29 protein-coding genes are annotated in these 16,699 nt (G+C 34.3%); 25 read left to right on the forward strand and 4 right to left on the reverse strand.

Annotated elements, in window-relative coordinates; translation table 11 throughout:
* Positions 1-54: 54 nt before the first annotated feature.
* The 4 genes from KA894_RS01495 to KA894_RS01510 all read right to left on the reverse strand — a co-directional run bounded on the left by KA894_RS01495 (position 55) and on the right by KA894_RS01510 (position 1,828).
* Positions 55-708 carry a DUF4352 domain-containing protein gene (locus tag KA894_RS01495; RefSeq protein WP_210133628.1) on the reverse strand — a complete coding sequence of 218 codons (654 nt, stop codon included), beginning with the start codon at positions 706-708 and terminating at the stop codon, positions 55-57.
* A gap of 20 nt (positions 709-728) precedes the next feature.
* A complete protein-coding gene (locus tag KA894_RS01500; protein WP_210133629.1) occupies positions 729-929 on the reverse strand; it encodes a hypothetical protein in 201 nt (66 codons plus the stop codon).
* Positions 930-1,017: 88 nt separating this feature from the next.
* On the reverse strand, positions 1,018-1,482 hold the full coding sequence (locus KA894_RS01505) for an ImmA/IrrE family metallo-endopeptidase (RefSeq protein ID WP_210133630.1): 465 nt from the start codon (positions 1,480-1,482) through the stop codon (positions 1,018-1,020).
* A gap of 4 nt (positions 1,483-1,486) precedes the next feature.
* Positions 1,487-1,828, reverse strand: a complete 342-nt coding sequence (locus KA894_RS01510) for a helix-turn-helix domain-containing protein (RefSeq protein ID WP_210133631.1) — start codon at positions 1,826-1,828, stop codon at positions 1,487-1,489.
* A gap of 176 nt (positions 1,829-2,004) precedes the next feature.
* Between KA894_RS01510 and KA894_RS01515 the strand changes: the two genes are divergently transcribed.
* The 25 genes from KA894_RS01515 (at position 2,005) to KA894_RS01635 (ending at position 16,699) form a co-directional block, all read left to right on the forward strand.
* Positions 2,005-2,247, forward strand: coding sequence for a helix-turn-helix domain-containing protein (locus KA894_RS01515; RefSeq protein ID WP_210133632.1), 243 nt, complete (start codon positions 2,005-2,007; stop codon positions 2,245-2,247).
* An 11-nt stretch (positions 2,248-2,258) separates the two neighbouring features.
* The gene (locus KA894_RS01520; protein ID WP_210133633.1) at positions 2,259-2,522 is read left to right on the forward strand and encodes a helix-turn-helix domain-containing protein; all 264 of its coding nucleotides are present in this window, start codon (positions 2,259-2,261) and stop codon (positions 2,520-2,522) included.
* Between the two features lie 12 nt (positions 2,523-2,534).
* A complete protein-coding gene (locus tag KA894_RS01525) occupies positions 2,535-2,714 on the forward strand; it encodes a hypothetical protein (RefSeq protein ID WP_210133634.1) in 180 nt (59 codons plus the stop codon).
* A gap of 71 nt (positions 2,715-2,785) precedes the next feature.
* On the forward strand, positions 2,786-3,160 hold the full coding sequence (locus KA894_RS01530) for a hypothetical protein (protein ID WP_210133635.1): 375 nt from the start codon (positions 2,786-2,788) through the stop codon (positions 3,158-3,160).
* Positions 3,157-4,323 (forward strand): DUF2800 domain-containing protein, encoded by a 1,167-nt coding sequence (locus KA894_RS01535; RefSeq protein WP_210133636.1) that lies wholly within the window; start codon positions 3,157-3,159, stop codon positions 4,321-4,323. Before KA894_RS01530 ends, KA894_RS01535 begins: the two co-directional genes overlap by 4 nt.
* A 24-nt stretch (positions 4,324-4,347) precedes the next feature.
* Positions 4,348-4,896 carry a DUF2815 family protein gene (locus KA894_RS01540; RefSeq protein WP_210133637.1) on the forward strand — a complete coding sequence of 183 codons (549 nt, stop codon included), beginning with the start codon at positions 4,348-4,350 and terminating at the stop codon, positions 4,894-4,896.
* A 56-nt stretch (positions 4,897-4,952) separates the two neighbouring features.
* Positions 4,953-6,905 (forward strand): DNA polymerase, encoded by a 1,953-nt coding sequence (locus KA894_RS01545; protein WP_210133638.1) that lies wholly within the window; start codon positions 4,953-4,955, stop codon positions 6,903-6,905.
* Between the two features lie 13 nt (positions 6,906-6,918).
* Complete coding sequence (locus KA894_RS01550) at positions 6,919-7,113, forward strand: hypothetical protein (RefSeq protein ID WP_210133639.1); 195 nt, start codon at positions 6,919-6,921, stop codon at positions 7,111-7,113.
* An 11-nt stretch (positions 7,114-7,124) separates the two neighbouring features.
* Positions 7,125-7,481, forward strand: coding sequence for an SA1788 family PVL leukocidin-associated protein (locus KA894_RS01555; protein ID WP_210133640.1), 357 nt, complete (start codon positions 7,125-7,127; stop codon positions 7,479-7,481).
* On the forward strand, positions 7,482-8,162 hold the full coding sequence (locus tag KA894_RS01560) for a hypothetical protein (RefSeq protein WP_210133641.1): 681 nt from the start codon (positions 7,482-7,484) through the stop codon (positions 8,160-8,162).
* Positions 8,163-8,167: 5 nt separating this feature from the next.
* Entirely contained in the window at positions 8,168-8,377 is a 210-nt protein-coding gene (locus KA894_RS01565) for a hypothetical protein (RefSeq protein ID WP_245337180.1), read from the forward strand.
* Complete coding sequence (locus KA894_RS01570; RefSeq protein WP_210133642.1) at positions 8,374-8,574, forward strand: hypothetical protein; 201 nt, start codon at positions 8,374-8,376, stop codon at positions 8,572-8,574. Before KA894_RS01565 ends, KA894_RS01570 begins: the two co-directional genes overlap by 4 nt.
* Positions 8,568-8,957: a hypothetical protein gene (locus KA894_RS01575; RefSeq protein WP_119487793.1), complete on the forward strand. Its 390-nt coding sequence runs from the start codon at positions 8,568-8,570 to the stop codon at positions 8,955-8,957. Before KA894_RS01570 ends, KA894_RS01575 begins: the two co-directional genes overlap by 7 nt.
* A gap of 197 nt (positions 8,958-9,154) precedes the next feature.
* On the forward strand, positions 9,155-9,343 hold the full coding sequence (locus tag KA894_RS01580) for a Lar family restriction alleviation protein (protein ID WP_210133643.1): 189 nt from the start codon (positions 9,155-9,157) through the stop codon (positions 9,341-9,343).
* Positions 9,344-9,349: 6 nt separating this feature from the next.
* Entirely contained in the window at positions 9,350-9,826 is a 477-nt protein-coding gene (locus KA894_RS01585; RefSeq protein ID WP_182478021.1) for a hypothetical protein, read from the forward strand.
* A gap of 54 nt (positions 9,827-9,880) precedes the next feature.
* Entirely contained in the window at positions 9,881-10,108 is a 228-nt protein-coding gene (locus tag KA894_RS01590; RefSeq protein ID WP_210133644.1) for a hypothetical protein, read from the forward strand.
* 2 nt (positions 10,109-10,110) lie between these two features.
* The gene (locus KA894_RS01595; RefSeq protein WP_119487789.1) at positions 10,111-10,656 is read left to right on the forward strand and encodes a dUTPase; all 546 of its coding nucleotides are present in this window, start codon (positions 10,111-10,113) and stop codon (positions 10,654-10,656) included.
* Positions 10,657-10,707: 51 nt separating this feature from the next.
* Positions 10,708-11,079, forward strand: a complete 372-nt coding sequence (locus tag KA894_RS01600; protein ID WP_210133645.1) for a hypothetical protein — start codon at positions 10,708-10,710, stop codon at positions 11,077-11,079.
* Positions 11,076-11,357, forward strand: coding sequence for a DUF1381 domain-containing protein (locus KA894_RS01605; RefSeq protein WP_210133646.1), 282 nt, complete (start codon positions 11,076-11,078; stop codon positions 11,355-11,357). Before KA894_RS01600 ends, KA894_RS01605 begins: the two co-directional genes overlap by 4 nt.
* A complete protein-coding gene (locus KA894_RS01610) occupies positions 11,351-11,518 on the forward strand; it encodes a hypothetical protein (RefSeq protein ID WP_210133647.1) in 168 nt (55 codons plus the stop codon). The genes KA894_RS01605 and KA894_RS01610 overlap by 7 nt, the downstream gene beginning before the upstream one ends.
* 11 nt (positions 11,519-11,529) lie before the next feature.
* On the forward strand, positions 11,530-11,877 hold the full coding sequence (rinB, locus tag KA894_RS01615) for a transcriptional activator RinB (RefSeq protein WP_210133648.1): 348 nt from the start codon (positions 11,530-11,532) through the stop codon (positions 11,875-11,877).
* Positions 11,878-12,036: 159 nt separating this feature from the next.
* The gene (locus KA894_RS01620; protein WP_210133649.1) at positions 12,037-12,219 is read left to right on the forward strand and encodes a hypothetical protein; all 183 of its coding nucleotides are present in this window, start codon (positions 12,037-12,039) and stop codon (positions 12,217-12,219) included.
* 17 nt (positions 12,220-12,236) lie between these two features.
* A complete protein-coding gene (locus KA894_RS01625) occupies positions 12,237-14,696 on the forward strand; it encodes a virulence-associated E family protein (RefSeq protein WP_210133650.1) in 2,460 nt (819 codons plus the stop codon).
* A gap of 364 nt (positions 14,697-15,060) precedes the next feature.
* Entirely contained in the window at positions 15,061-15,351 is a 291-nt protein-coding gene (locus KA894_RS01630; protein ID WP_210133651.1) for a VRR-NUC domain-containing protein, read from the forward strand.
* Positions 15,341-16,699 carry a DEAD/DEAH box helicase gene (locus tag KA894_RS01635; protein ID WP_210133652.1) on the forward strand — a complete coding sequence of 453 codons (1,359 nt, stop codon included), beginning with the start codon at positions 15,341-15,343 and terminating at the stop codon, positions 16,697-16,699. Before KA894_RS01630 ends, KA894_RS01635 begins: the two co-directional genes overlap by 11 nt.

Genomic DNA, 16,699 nt, shown 5'->3' on the forward strand with positions numbered 1-16,699 from the left:
CTCCTAAAAAAGATAAAAATATATAGGGCATCGTTAAATGCCCTGAAAATTAATCTATTGTATATCCGAATTTTTTATAATCCAATCTGCCTTATAGGTTTCAAATTCAGGCATGAAGTCCATTTCTGCTTTATATTCATCTGCATCAGGCACATCGTAGTACACATAGCCTGAACCTGTGTTGCCTTTATTGAGTTGATGTGAAAAACCGTCATTTGAATCATCCATACCATAGAAGTTATCTTGTGTTTCGTTGTTAATTGTTAAGTTGAAATCTGTATCATCAACTAAAACTTGTTCATCGCTATTATTTTTAAATTTATAACTTACTTTAAGTATTTTCCCGTTTTCCACATCTGCATATTCGTTATCTGGTTCAACAAATTCTGCATTTGATACTGTGACATCAACGCCCCCAACAGTTAATTTATCTCCAAGATCCAAAGTTTTCTTTTTAGAATCTTCATCTTTTTTTGAGCTGTCATTAGAGTTATCACTAGAACCTTTTTCTACTTTATAATCTTCAGACTCACTCTCAGTTGGCGTTGAGGCAACACCTCCAATAAAACATATAAGTCCAACAACAAATAAGATGATTGTAGTTATTAAAGAACCTTTAACCTTTCTTTTCCTTGAAGCTTTAACAATTGTAATAACTAGCATCACAATAAAAGCAATTGAAATTAAAAACCATAAAAACCATAACATTATAGCATTCTCCTTAATAATTATTTAAAAAAGCTCCAAAAGCTTTTAGTTGTTTTCTTATAAACTTTATTTTTAACAGCTTTTTTAGGCGATTTAACATATCCCACGCCTTTAGCTCCATAAGTAGGGTTATAAGAACTTTTAACTTTTCTTTTTGCAGCCCCTGTTGTTCTTGCTTTCAAAGATTTTTTAACACTTGGTGTTCTTATGCCGAATTTCATATACATATCAATCCTTTCATAATTTATTTATATTTTAATCAACCTATAAATTGACGCACGTGTACAAAGACACGAGTTATAAGTTGGATTATTCTAGCTTTTTGTATTCAAAAATTTGTAAAGGTTCAAATTTAATTACATACCCCTTGTGAAATAGCTTTAATCCATATTTCATTTGGTAGTGATCTAAAGCATTTAAAACATATTCTTCTGAAACATCGAAATATTGTGACATTTCATATAAGTTATGCACACCTTCATGAAAGGCAGCAATGATATCATCAAGACTGATCAATAACTCACAGCCCAAACGACGTGCTTTAAGCTCATATTTTCTGTTCATCAACACTTTTTGGTCTCGTATATCCCCATATGTAACTAAATGATGAGCGATTTCTTCCGATAAGATTTCTAATTTTCTAGTTTTTGTAAGAAACTTATCTACCAATACTGCTCCATCTGAATAGAAGCCCTCATAATTTTCTGGAAGGGCGTTAGAATCGTTAATAAGTAAATCATCATAAGCTATCATAAGATTTTCATATTTATTCATCTAATCATTCCCCTTTGTCTTCACGTTTTAATCTGTTTATTAAACCTAAAATATATTTAACATCTTCTTCATTATGCAGTTCGCCGTTTAAATGTGCTGCCATAGTTTGAGGTTGCTCTATTTCTAGTTCTTCACGTCCGCTTAATTCATCGAGAGAAATATTAAAATAATCTGCTAAAGCACTAGCGTGGTCCATAGACGGACTTGTAGTTCCTTTTTCCCATCTGTCAATAGAAGCTTTAGAAAATTTGACGTCATATCTGTTGTTGAGTCTATCACTTAATTCTTTTAACGATAAATCGTGTGACTTTCTTAATTTGTTTAAGTTTTCTGCGAATGTAGTCATTTTATATTCTCCTCGATTTGTAATTTACAAACTTATTATATAAGTTTGTTCTCAAAAATGCAACATATTTTACAAACTTTTTTCTCAAAAATGAAATTTAATCGTTGACAGCGAAAAAACAAGCGTGTATTATTCAGTGTGTAATCTCATTTGTGAGACGAAAGCGAGGTGCAAAAATGTCTAAACAGAGATACAAAGAATTGAGACTTTTGTTAGAACGAGAAGGTATCCGACATAAAGAAGTAGCTGATATGATAGGGATGAACCCTGCAAGATTCAGTCAAAAAATTAATAGAAATAAAAGTAATTTTACGATTGATGAAGCAAGTGCGATTTGTGATGCGCTGGATATTAGTATGGATGAATATTTTTTTAACAAAAACGTCTCAAAAATGAAACGAAAATTAAAAAACGGTTAGGAGGAGTGTATATGCCTAAAATTATAACGCCACCAACATCAGAAAATACTTTAACAGGTAACGAAGTATTCATAAAACCTTTATATGCGAGAGCTACTAACATTCATAAACTTTTTGATTTTAGCCAAGCCACAACTTATAACATCTTAAATGACTATAAAAAGGACGATAAAGGGATTAAAGATTTATACATTAGTTATTCAGCAACTATGTGCTTAATAGACATTGAAAAGTTTATTGAATTTTTGAAAACGAGACATAAAAAACATTTATAAGGAGGTGAGGACATGAGGAAAACGCTAATGACATTTCTTACAATACCATTTACAACTTTGCCAATAGCACTAATAACAAATGACTTTTTTATCGGTATGGTGGTTTCTGTACTTGCAAGTTTCGGTGTGTACATGTTCTGGGATGTATTTTTCGACACAATAAAAAAGACCGCTAAGCGCTCCAACGCTTAACAGTCCAACTAGGTATATTTGTTCTTCAAAATATAAAGCAAGTATACCACCAAATCTAGGAGGTAATCAATATGGGAATTTTTGAACAATTATTAGAAGAGATGAAACGTCTAAATAAAAATTTACAGGTGACTAACGTTGAGTTATCGACAGTGGATGAAACGACATTAAAGGAAGTAGTGAAAGAAACACCTATCGCAAAAGTTGAAACAACAAAAGAAGAAACTGAACAACCGGAAACAGTAACTTCACAAACAGAAGAACCTAACTATACAAAAGATGAAGTGCTGAACTTAGGAAAACAGTTTGTACAAAAAGCAGATGATAATGACAAAAAAGCTTTTAAAGCTAAATTAGAAGAACTTGGTGCAGGTAAGCTATCTAATGTTACTGAAGATCATTACACAGAAATAGTAGAATTTATGAACGCGAGATTATCTGCATGAAACTAGACCATTCAAGTAGAGCACATGCCAAGTTAAGTGCAAGTGGTGCTAATCAATGGTTAAATTGCCCACCAAGTATTAAAGCTAGTGAAGGTATTGGGGATAAAACATCAGTATTTGCAGAAGAAGGCACTTTTGCTCATGAGCTAAGTGAGTTGTATTTCAATCATATGTATAACGGTTTAACCGATTACGAGTACAACAAAGCCTTTAAGAACTATACAAAGAACCAATACTACAACGAAGAATTGAGAGAATACGTTGAACAGTATGTAGATGCAGTAGAAGAACGTGTTAATGCCGCTAAAGCAAGAGACACGGATGTGACAACACTGTTTGAAACTCGGCTTGACTTAGGTCATTATGTACCAGAATCGTTTGGTACCGGAGATGTGATTATTTACTCAGGCGGAGTACTTGAAATCATAGATCTTAAATACGGTAAAGGCGTAGAAGTTAGTGCTATAGATAACCCACAACTGAGGTTGTATGGATTAGGAGCTTATGAACTACTCAATGCACTTTACGACATCCATACAGTACGTATGACAATTATACAGCCTAGACTCGACAATTTCTCAACTGAAGAACTGCAAATTAACACACTTATTGATTGGGGGCTTAACACAGTAAGACCTAAAGCAGAGTTAGCATTTGAAGGCGAAGGTGAATTTAAGGCTGGAGCTCATTGCAAATTTTGTAAAATTAAGCATTCTTGCAGAACACGTGCTGAGTATATGCAAGATGTTCCAAATAAGCCAGCACATTTATTAAGTGATGAAGAAATTGCAGAGCTACTTCACAAACTGCCAGATATAAAAAAATGGGCAGATGAAGTAGAGAACTACGCATTAGAAGAAATGACTGAAAAGGATAAAGACTATCCAGGTTGGAAATTAGTTGAGGGACGTTCGCGTAGAGTGATGACAGATACAAATGCAATTAAAGAAGCACTAACAAAACAAGGTTACAAAGCAGAAATCATAACAGAGACAAAGTTACTTAGCATTACGAATTTAGAAAAACAAATTGGAAAAAAAGCATTTTCACAAATGGTTGGTGAATATATTGAGAAACCACGTGGCAAGTTAACACTTGCTCCAGAATCAGATAAACGCCAAGCAGTCAAGCAAAAAGCAGAAGATGACTTTGACAAACTATAAAAAATAAAAGGACGGTATTTAATTATGAAAGCAAAACAAAATGGAACTAAAGTAATCACTGGTAAAACAAGAGCATCATACGCACATATCTTTGAAGCTCATAGCATGAATGAAGATGCACCAAAGAAATTCTCAGTATCTCTTATTATTCCTAAATCTGATACTTCAACTATTGAAGCAATTGAAAAAGCAGTGGAAGAAGCTAAAGAACAAGGCAAGTCAAAATGGAATGGCAAAGTACCTAATAATTTAAAAACGCCACTACGTGACGGGGACATTGATCGTGAAGATGACCCTAACTATGAAAATGCGTATTTTATTAATGCAACAAGCCAAACACAACCTGGAGTTATTGACCAAAATAAAATTCGCTTAACAGAACCTGGAACTGTTGTGAGTGGAGATTACATTAGAGCTTCTGTTAATTTCTACGGCTATAATGCGAACGGAAACAAAGGCATCGCAGCAGGTTTAAATAACATTCAATTAGTTGAAAAAGGTGAGCCATTAAGTGGAGCAAGTAATGCTGAAGATGACTTCGATGAATTAGACTCAGATGACGACTTACTATAAGTGAATAAGCGGGGGACTTGCCCCGCTATTATTATAACTAAAATGAGGTGCAACTAATGGAAAGAGTGTTATCTGTGGACATTGAAACTTATAGTAGCGCCGACATCCGTACTACAGGTGCCTATAAATACGCTGAAGCTGATGATTTCGAAATACTTATCATTGCTTATTCACTAGATGGAAGCCCAGTTAAAGCAATAGATATGTACGATATAGATGTAGCTCTTTATCAAGAATTTGAATTGGCATTGAGAGATAGCGATGTTAAGAAATACGCTTTTAATGCTAATTTCGAAAGAACTTGTTTAGCTAAGCATTTCAAAACAGAAATGCCTCCGAATGAATGGGTTTGTACTATGGTTAACGCTACAAGAATAGGTCTTCCTGCATCTCTTGATAAAGTCGGTGAAGTGCTTAACTTGCAAGACCAAAAAGATAAATCAGGTAAGAATTTAATTAATTACTTTAGTAAGCCTTGTAAACCAACTAAAACTAACGGTGGACGTACTCGTAACTTACCGGAACATGATAAAGAAAAGTGGCAAATGTTTATTGATTATTGTATTCGAGATGTAGAAGTTGAAATGAACGTCGCATATAAAATAAAAGATTTTTATGTACCAACAATTGAGCAACGTTTTTGGACAATAGACCAAAATATTAATGACAGAGGCATTCGGCTTGCTGAAGATTTGATGGATGGTGCAAACGAGTTAGACAAAATAAGTAAATCTGAACTGTTAAAACAAGCAACTTTACTAACTGGACTAGAAAATCCAAACAGTCCAACACAGTTATTAGCTTGGTTTAATGATGAGCAAGGTATCGATATTCCAAACTTACAAAAGAAAACAGTACAAGATTACCTGGCCAAGACAACTGGTAAAGCGAAACAGATGCTAGAGATTAGGCTTCAAATGTCTAAAACCAGTGTTAAGAAATACAACAAAATGCACGACATGATGTGTAGAGATAAAAGAGTTAGAGGTTTATTCCAATTCTACGGTGCAGGCACAGGAAGATGGGCAGGACGTGGCGTACAACTTCAGAACTTAACTAAACATTATATCAGTGATAAAGAACTAGATATCGCTAGAGAACTTATCAAGCAACAAGATTTTGACGGTTTAGATCTGATTCTAGATGTACACCCACAAGATTTACTAAGTCAATTAGTTAGAACAACATTCACTGCAGAAGATGGTTTTGAGTTAGCTGTTAGTGACTTCTCTGCTATAGAAGCAAGAGTGATTGCATGGTATGCAGGAGAGCAATGGCGCTTAGACGTATTTAACACACACGGTAAAATCTACGAAGCTTCAGCTGCACAAATGTTCAATGTACCTGTGGAATCTATTACCAAAGGAGACCCACTTAGACAAAAAGGTAAAGTTGCAGAATTAGCACTTGGTTATCAAGGAGGTCCAGGCGCATTGAAATCAATGGGCGCACTTGAGATGGGTTTAGATGAAGATGAATTGAAGCCTTTGGTAGACAGTTGGAGATCTGCAAATCCTAACATTGTTAATTTTTGGAAAGGTTGTCAAGATGCGGCAATTAAAACAGTTAAGACAAGAAGTGAACATTATACACATGGTCTTAAGTTATATATTAAGAAAGGTTTTCTAATGATAGAACTACCAAGTGGACGTTCGCTTGCTTATCCAAAAGCTAAAATTGCTCAGAATAGTTGGGGCAGCGATGTAGTTGAGTTTAGAGGATTAGATTTAAACCGTAGATGGTCGGTACAGAAAACTTATGGAGGTAAGTTAGTCGAGAATATTGTACAAGCAACTGCTAGAGATTTACTAGCCTTATCATTACTTAGAATAGAAGATGCAGGATTTAAAATTGTTGGACATGTACATGATGAAGTGATTATAGAAATACCAAAAGGTTCAAATGGTTTAGAACAAATAGAAAATATTATGAGTCAACCGGTGTCATGGGCAAAAGGCTTAACACTGAATAGTGATGGCTTTACTTCACCATTTTATATGAAAGATTAGAAGGTGATCTAACATGAGAGAAGAAACGTTGAAGATTAAATACACAATTGAGTATGAGAAAACAGTAATCTTCCCAGCAGATGTGAACGAAGAAGATAGCGTCATAGAAGAAAGAATCGATAGAGATATGGATAGAGATATTAACGAATACACTGATTCAAAAATTAGAGATTATAGTGGTGTAACGATTATAGATAGAGGATTTTAGGAGGATGCAGAATGAAAACATTAATGAAGATAAACAATAAAGTGTATGAAATTTCAAAAGAAAACTATGAAATGGCAGAGAAATTAGATATTACGGATAAGTTAATTCGTAACAGACTGTTGAATCGTTGGACGTTAGCAGAAGCTTGCCAAGTACCTAAAGGGATGAAACGTGAAGATCTAGTATACATCAACTATGCAAAACAATATGAAGAAGATAACACGGAAGCAACATTAAATTATAGAGACGAAAAGCAAAGAGAAGAACGACCTTGGTTGTATGATGGAACACCACAACCACCGTATCCACGTTGTAAATATGTGGATGATTTAATGAAATACGACGTATTTCCAAAGGCGGTGCGTTAGATGAAAATAAGAGACTTGAATATAAATGATTACGTTATTGTGTATGACTTAGGTAAGAGTGAGCATAGCGAAGGAATGACGGTAGTGGGGAGAGTAGCAAGACTTAGAAATTATGTAGTGGCAGAAAATGAAAACGAAGAAGATGGTTATACTGTTGCAGTGATTGAATCAATACCAGACATTAAATATGTAATCACAGATGACAACTACTTTGATTTGTGGAGTAACTATATAGAGAGTAAGACGGAGAGCGTGAGCACGCCTAACCCAGGTAAGATATATAGTTACAGTAATTCAACAGTTGGTCCTAATGAAGAAATTATATCTCACAGCCAATCCAACGACGTACAACAACGTAAGCGTAACCTCGGTTTTGATAATGTAAAAATACCAAATAGTAACAAAACTGTTCGATGGAAAGATAATGGAAACTTAGAGGTACAGTCAAGTTATGAACTGGATATTCCGGACTATATATTACAAGATGAAAAATCGGACGTAATAGGTTATTTGAATAAACAAATAAAATGCAAAGAGAATAATGATTTCATTGAAGAAATAGTTAAGAATTACAATCCGATAGTTGCTTATTATGTTGGAAAATCAATTGATAATTTAAGAGAAAACGAAATAGATAATGCTAGAGATTTACTTAACAAAGCATTTAAACATTGGGAGTGATTTCTATGCCAAAACCTAAATATGAATACGTTATATATCGTGGTGAAGAAGTTGTATGTGGTGGTTCTAGGATAGAGTGTGCAGAAAAATTAGGTATAAATCCTGAAACTATAACTAAGATTTCATCAGACAGCTACAAAAAGCATGCAAAGGAAAATTGGTATTACGGTGAAAAAGTAAGTATTGCAGAAATAGAAGCAGAGTTGTCGCTATGATACTTTCTGACACAATTAAAACTAAGTACAAACTTGATACTAAAGGCAGAAATACTGTCGAAATGGCAAAGTTACTAAAAGATTGTGGAGTTAAAGGATTCTTAATAGCAGTAAATCCACACAGCATTGTCATGGCAGTGTTACCAGAAGATAGGAAACATAACAGGAAAGTGATGGAGGGGTTGAGTAGATGGTAAAGATTAAACGAGAAGTAAAGAAAAACTTACCACAGTTGATTGAGTGGGCGTGGAAGAACGGCATTAAAAATGAAAGGTATAAATGTTCGGATAGTATTCCATATGAATATGTTTGGATTAATGGAAGTTCTGATATTGAGTTCGATGATGACATGTGTATAAGTAAAAATGACACTTTCACAGTCGAAGTCGAGGAAGAAATTACGGAAGATACACATTTAGATTATTTGTATGTGCTTACTGATGCAAAAGACATCCATCGTTGCAATAACTTTACAATTAAAACTGCATCAATGGTTATAGGAAGAGATGACCTCACATTCTTTACTTTGATTGATAACGACCTTGTAAAAATTTGTGATAAAGGAAAGCTGGTGGAGTAAATGATAGACATAGTATCAAGTGGGACTGTGATTATCATATTCATTATATTTTTTATGATCATGACTAAAGGTGAGTAGAGGAGTGAAGGTAGATGGGTAATGAGATTAAAACAGCTTTAGGATTCATTATTTTCTGCATAGTGGTAAATCTATTAACCTATATAGTTTTCACATTTTTATAAATGGAGTGATGGCGAATGGAATTATTAAAACCCTGCCCCTTTTGTGGAGGTCGTGCAGATTTAAGATACAGTTTCGACAAAGCCTCAGTGGAATGTACAAATACAAAATGTAAACTACAACCTTCTACATGGTTACACGTTAAAACAGATAGCGTAGATAAGTTAGTTAAGATATGGAACACACGAAATTATAAGGAAGAGTGATGGCGAATGAGTAAAAAAATATATAGTCCATTAATTCAAGACCCACTAACTAAAAAGTATTACAGACAAGAATTGAAATTACATGAAGGTCTCGTTTTAACAGGACAACAACAATTTATAAGTGACTTAACCAAACAACGTGACGACTATAAAACCCAAAGAGACACACTAATCGATGATATAGCAGTCTTGCATGCCAATAATGAGAGGTTGGAAGAAGAACTTAAAAGACGAAGAGAAGAAGAGGAAAATTTAGAAGCAAAATTATCGGCACAACTGTCAATGAAAAGAGATTTAGAAAAAGAAAATGAGCAGAAAACAAAAGTTATTAGTTTATATAAAAAAGCTTATGAAAAAACTCATAAAGGTTGGTTTAAATATAGAGAATTAACCAACCACATAAGAGATATGAAGTTTGCATCACCTTATTCATATAACTATATACACTTGGTTAACTTTATTAAGGAATTGGAGGACGAGTAGAGATGAGCGAAGTAGAAACAAAACGCATTTACGATATTAATAGAAATAAATTTCATGGTGTATTCCAATCAGCAGGACCTTATACCGCTCTTAAACGCAGTACAAGAGTTAATTAATTTCTATGAGAAGAATAGAAATAACGCATTGATTCATTGTGATGTAAACATTGCACAAAATGACGATATGAGACGTTCGCATGAGCTGGAAGAAACGTTTCGTGAACATTACTTAGATATTGATATGAGATATGCAGATTTTAAACATACAGGACAAGGAGAATGAAAATGACTAACACAATTACAGTAGATCAGTTAAAAGAATTATTACAAATACAAAAGGATTTTGACGATAGAATACCGACACTAAATTTACAGGATAGCAAAGTAGCATATGTGGTTGAGTTCTTTGAATGGTTCAACACATTAGAAACATTTAAGAACTGGAAAAAGAATCCGGGTAAGCCATTAGATGTACAGTTAGATGAATTGGCAGACATGTTGGCGTTTGGATTGAGCATTGCTAATCAAACGTTAGGTTATGGCGATACGTGGACTAAGGAAGAAGAAATAGAAATCGCAACTGAATCTATAAACGAAAATGATACAACTATAGATTTTAGTTATGAAAGAGGAACAAGAAGATATTTAACGAGTATTGTAAGCACAACTTTGAGAAATGATATAGAACCGTTACAACAAGGATTAAGAGCTTTGCATATTGCTAAGTCATATTATTCGGTTGACCAACTAATCACAGCATACAAAAAGAAAATGGAGCGTAATCATGCAAGACAAGATGGAACAGCAGACAAAGACAAAGGATATATCTGATAAAGACATACTTGAACGTGTACGAATAATCTTAGGCAAGGAGTGAGTGTTGTGAAGGAAAGTGTAATGGTAACGATATTAAGACAAGATATACCAACAGGCTATGATAAGCAAATTAACTTTTATAAAAAGAATTTGGAGAATTTACTGGTAAACCCTTTTGATGAAATAGCATTAAACAAATTAATAGGAACGTTGATTCTTATGTGTCATGACCAAACAGGTAAAGATTTAAATAGGTTAATCGATGTGTATCTAGAAGAAGAAAATACAATTCAAAATGAAGTGAATGGACTAGGTTATGCTATTAACTATTTAATGGATTTAAACAGTTTTAACGAAGAACAACAAAGTAAACGTATATTATATAACTATTTGATTTTATTGAATATAGCAAAAATGCAGAAGGTGTTACGTAAATGACCCAATACCTAATACGCAAAATACACCACACAACAGACGAAGTGTTCCTGGATGCAACTAAGGCTAAGGATAATGAAACGTTTGTTGTGGTGGATGCAGAGAGTGCAGAAGAAGCTAAGGAGAAAGTGAAGGATAAGAAACAATGTCCTAGATGTGTAAGTTGGAATACTGATACTGAATATGTATATGTAGATAACGAACCGATATTAACCTTATTTCAATGCTACAACTGCGGATTTAAAGATGACTGGATGTTCAAGGAGGACGACGAATGCTAATCAATAGCATATTATTAATGGCGGTTCTTATAGCTTGGTTAATCGTAAATGATTTATTCGGCAGCAGACTTACAAAAGAAACGAAAGTGTTGGGATATACGATGATAATAATAGGTGTTATGTCTCAATTGTATATACAAATAAAAATATTATTCTTATAGGAGGACGACGAATGACTAAGTATATGATTAAAAATATAAAAGGACTCCGGAATCATATTGACCTCGGTTATGGGAGTGGTGACTTTGTAGAAATTAAGAAGTTAAAACACCCTATAAGAGTAGTTAGAAAAAAATTCGAATATAAAGATATTGATAATGACATACTGATAAGTAAAAAGTTTCTAAAGGATAACTTCACCAAAGGCACATACAAATCCGAAATACCTAAACACATACTCAAACCATTATTAATTATATGCTTATACGAACTAAGTAAAGCAATCACATACGAGATCATTGTTAGGAAACAAGCAAACGATATGGTGGATGTGCCGAGGGATTATGAGGTGAGTAAGTAATGTTCTGGATAATAGCAATTACATTAGCGCTCATGTTAATTGTATCTATCATAGCTAACTGCATACAAAGTGATGTGATATCTAAACTTAGATACGAGAAGGCACACTTGAAGAATTATATTCAGGCATACATTAATAAGAAGTAACTGGAGGTATTAGATGAGAGCTTTTGTATGGGGACTATTCGTGGTAGCAATCTACAAACTAGTATTATATGTATTTAATTTAAATATAGAAACTGAAGTTGATATGTTTTTAACCATTTCAGCATTTACATGTGGGGCTATATCAATGTTTTTGAAAACGATAAACATAACACATCAAATTAACGATAAATCTTAAGAAAGGAGGTAGCTTTAATGCTCGACAAAGTAAAAGCACCTGAACAACTAAAGCATGATCGTGACATCACTTATGCTTATGCATCTTCAAGACTTGCAAAGCATTGGACAAATCATAATATGGCATGGTCAGACTTCTTAACAAAGCTTTCCCAAACAGTTAGAACAAAAGAAAGTCTTGTCGAGTACAACAAAATGTCCAAATCTGAACAAGCTGATATCAAGGATGTCGGCGGGTTCGTTGGCGGCTATTTAAAAGAAGGACGAAGACAAGCAGGACAAGTAATGAACCGTTCAATGCTCACATTAGACTTAGACTTTGCTGCACAAGATATGACAGACATTATGGGCATGTTTTATGATTTCGCTTATGCGCTATATTCTACACACAAACATAGAGAGACAAGCCCTCGTTTACGTTTAGTTGTACCTTTAAAACGCAATGTTGACTCAGATGAGTATGAAGCTGTTGGGCGTAAGGTCGCAGATATGGTCGGCATGGATTATTTCGATGATACAACTTATCAACCACACCGGCTAATGTATTGGCCATCAACAAGTAGTGACGCAGATTTCTTTTTCGATTATGAAGATTTACCACTACTCGACCCGGATAAAGTACTTAACCAATATATCGATTGGACAGACACTCTTGAATGGCCAACATCTAGTAGAGAAGAAAGCAAAACACAAAGGCTTGCAGATAAGCAAGGAGACCCAGAGGATAAACCTGGTATTGTTGGTGCATTCTGTAGGGCTTATACAATAGAAGATGCGATTGCAGAATTCATCCCTGAACGCTATGAGTATCACAGCGAAAATCGTTACACATTTCATGAAGGATCAACTGCAGGCGGGTTAGTACTATATGAAGATGGTAAATTCGCTTATTCTCACCACAACACAGACCCAGTGAGTAGTCAACTAGTTAATAGTTTCGACCTTATCCGTATCCACTTGTTCGGGGCTCAAGATGAGGGCGTAGATGAGAAAACGCCAATTAATCGCTTGCCTAGTTATAAAGCTATGGCAGACAAAGTAAGAAAAGATAAACAAGTAGCCAAACAGCTTGTTAACGATAAAATCAATGACGCATTTGAAGACTTTGACGCCATAGAAAATGATGATATAGACATGAACGCTGAATGGAATGAAACTTTAGAGATAACAGCCAAAGGCGCTTTTAAATCAAGTATTCCAAACATTGAAATTATATTACGTAATGACCCTAACTTAAAAGGCAAAGTTGCATTTAACGCATTTACCAAACAAATTGAATGTCTAGGTAAAACGCCTTGGAACAATGAAAATAAAAAACGTCAATGGCAAGACGGGGATGACAGTAGTTTACGTAGTTATATTGAAAAAGTGTATGACATCCATCATTCAGGTAAAACAAAAGATGCCATAGTATCAGTAGCTATACAGAACCAATACCATCCAGTAAAAGACTATCTAAACGGGCTTGAATGGGACGGCCAAACAAGATTAGAGCGGGTTTTCATTAAATATTTAGGTGTAGAAGACACAGTAGTAAATCGTACGATAACTCGTAAGGCTTTAACAGCAGGTGTAGCACGTATTATGGAGCCAGGTTGTAAGTTTGATTACATGTTAACTCTTTATGGACCCCAAGGTGTTGGCAAATCAGCCTTACTTAAAAAGTTAGGTGGAGCTTGGTTTTCAGACAGTTTAGTATCAGTGACTGGTAAAGAAGCTTATGAGGCACTACAAGGCGTTTGGTTGATGGAAATGGCAGAATTAGCAGCGACACGTAAAGCAGAAGTAGAAGCAATCAAGCACTTCATATCTAAACAGATTGACCGTTTCCGTGTTGCATACGGACATTATATAGAAGATTTTCCAAGACAATGTATATTCATTGGTACCACAAATAAAGTAGATTTCCTTAGAGACGAAACTGGAGGTCGTCGTTTCTGGCCTATGACTGTGAACCCTGACAATGTAGAAGTGAAGTGGTCTAAAATAACAAAACAAGTGATAGATCAAATTTGGGCAGAAGCCGTGCACTTCTATAATAAAGGCGAAGAACTTTATTTAGAACCAGAACTTGAAGAAGAAATGAGAGAAATACAAAGTAAGCATACAGAAGAATCACCTTATGTGGGTATTATTGAGGAGTTCTTAAACACTAAAATACCTAGTAACTGGAATGAATTAAGCACGTATGATCGTCGAAGATATTATCAAGGTGATGTAGATATGTTACCAACAGGTAATGCAGATTTCATTGAAAGAGATAAAGTGTGTGCACTCGAAGTATTTGTTGAATGCTTTGGTAAAGATAAAGGTGATAGTAGAGGTTCGATGGAAATTAAAAAGATAACTAACGTATTAAGACAATTAGATAACTGGGAAGTATACGATGGAAACAAACAAGGTAAGTTAAGATTTGGTAAAACCTATGGGTTACAAACGGCATTTGTCAGAAATAGTGATTTAGATGATTTAATATAAATGCATATTAATGTATATAAATGTATTTTGTAGGTGTTACTTTACTCAGAAACAGGTGTTACTTTACAAAAACTAAAGTAACAGTAAAAGTATAATTTTACACCAGAGGTGTTACTTTAAAAAAAGTAAAGTAACAGTAAAGTAACACCTAAAGTAACACCTCTTTCCATTGGGGCTCTAAGGTTCAACCCTAAGTGTTACTAATGTTACTTTAATTTTAGTATAAAGTTATAAAAGTAATGTTAGGGAGTAAAGGGGTACATAGTCAGCCCCTAATACATTATAAGTGTTGAAACACCCCTTTTTAAAGTAACTTTGTAACACCTACCATTTTTTATAAATAATTTATGCAAGGTGTGTTTACATGAAAGAATCAAAAATTGAAATGTATTTAAAAAAAGAAATAACCAAATTAAATGGCTTATGTTTGAAATGGGTGGCACCTGGAACAAGAGGTGTACCAGATAGAATTATCATAATGCCAAAAGGCAAAACGTATTTTGTTGAGATGAAACAAGAAAACGGGAAACTACATCCGTTACAAAAATATGTACACAAGCAATTGGCTACCAGAGATCATAACGTTTATGTACTTTGGAGTAAAACAGAAGTGGATAGATTTATTAATGAGGTGGTTAAAGCAGATGACGATTAAATTTAAACCACATGAATACCAAAGCTATTCAATTAAAAAAATTATAGAAAATAATAAATATGGTCTTTTCTTAGATATGGGACTCGGCAAGACTGTTTCAACATTAACAGCATTTAGTGAATTACAATTACTCGATACAGATAAAATGTTAGTTATAGCACCACTTAATGTAGCTAAAGACACATGGGCTGATGAAATAAATAAGTGGGAGCATTTAAAACATCTTAGAGTTTCTAAAGTATTAGGAACACCAAAGCAAAGGATAGAAGCACTGAAGATAGATGCAGACATCTATATAACAAATAAAGAGAATACTAAATGGTTATGTGAATATTATAAAAAAGATTGGCCTTTCGATATGGTTGTGGTCGATGAGTTATCAACATTTAAAAACCATCAAAGCCAAAGGTTCAAAGCTTTGAAAAAGAAACTGCCATTGATGAATCGTTTTGTGGGTCTAACAGGCACACCTAGTCCTAATAGTATGATGGACTTATGGGCTCAAGTTTACCTAATAGATAGAGGAGAAAGACTTGAAACTTCATTTAGTAGATTCAGAGAAAGATATTTCAAACCAACACATCAAGTGAGCGAGCATGTATTCAATTGGGAATTAAGACACGGCTCAGAAGAAATAATATATAAACAAATAGATGATGTGTGTATTAGTATGAAAGCAAGTGATTACTTAGATATGCCTGAACGGGTAGACACAGTTCAAAGTGTAGAGCTATCAAGCAAAGAACGTAAACTCTACGATGAATTAGAACGAGACTACATTCTAGAGTCAGAAGATGATGGAGACATCGTTGCACAAAGTGGTGCTTCACTTAGTCAGAAACTACTACAACTATCTAACGGTGCAGTGTATACAGAAGAACAAGATATAAGACATGTACATGACCAAAAGTTAGATAAGTTAGAAGCGATTGTAGAAGAAGCACAAGGACAACCTATACTTTTATTTTATAACTTCAAACATGATAAAGAGAGAATACTCAGAAGGTTTAAACAAGCAGTAGTGCTAGGCAGCGATGACTATAAAAATAAATGGGATAAAGGAAACCTTGAAATCTTATTAGCACATCCAGCAAGTGCAGGTCATGGATTGAACTTACAACAAGGTGGACACATCATAGTATGGTTTGGTCTTACGTGGTCTCTGGAATTGTACCAACAAGCCAATGCTAGATTGTACAGACAAGGACAAGACCATACAACAATCATTCATCATATCATGACTGAGAATACAATAGATCAACGCGTGTATAGAGCATTACAAAATAAAGAGTTAACTCAAGATGAATTAATGAAAGCAGTTAAAGCAAGAATAGAACAGTATAAGTAA

The sequence above is a fragment of the Staphylococcus sp. GDY8P131P genome (assembly GCF_017891975.1).
GTDB classification, from domain to species: Bacteria; Bacillota; Bacilli; order Staphylococcales; family Staphylococcaceae; genus Staphylococcus; species Staphylococcus nepalensis.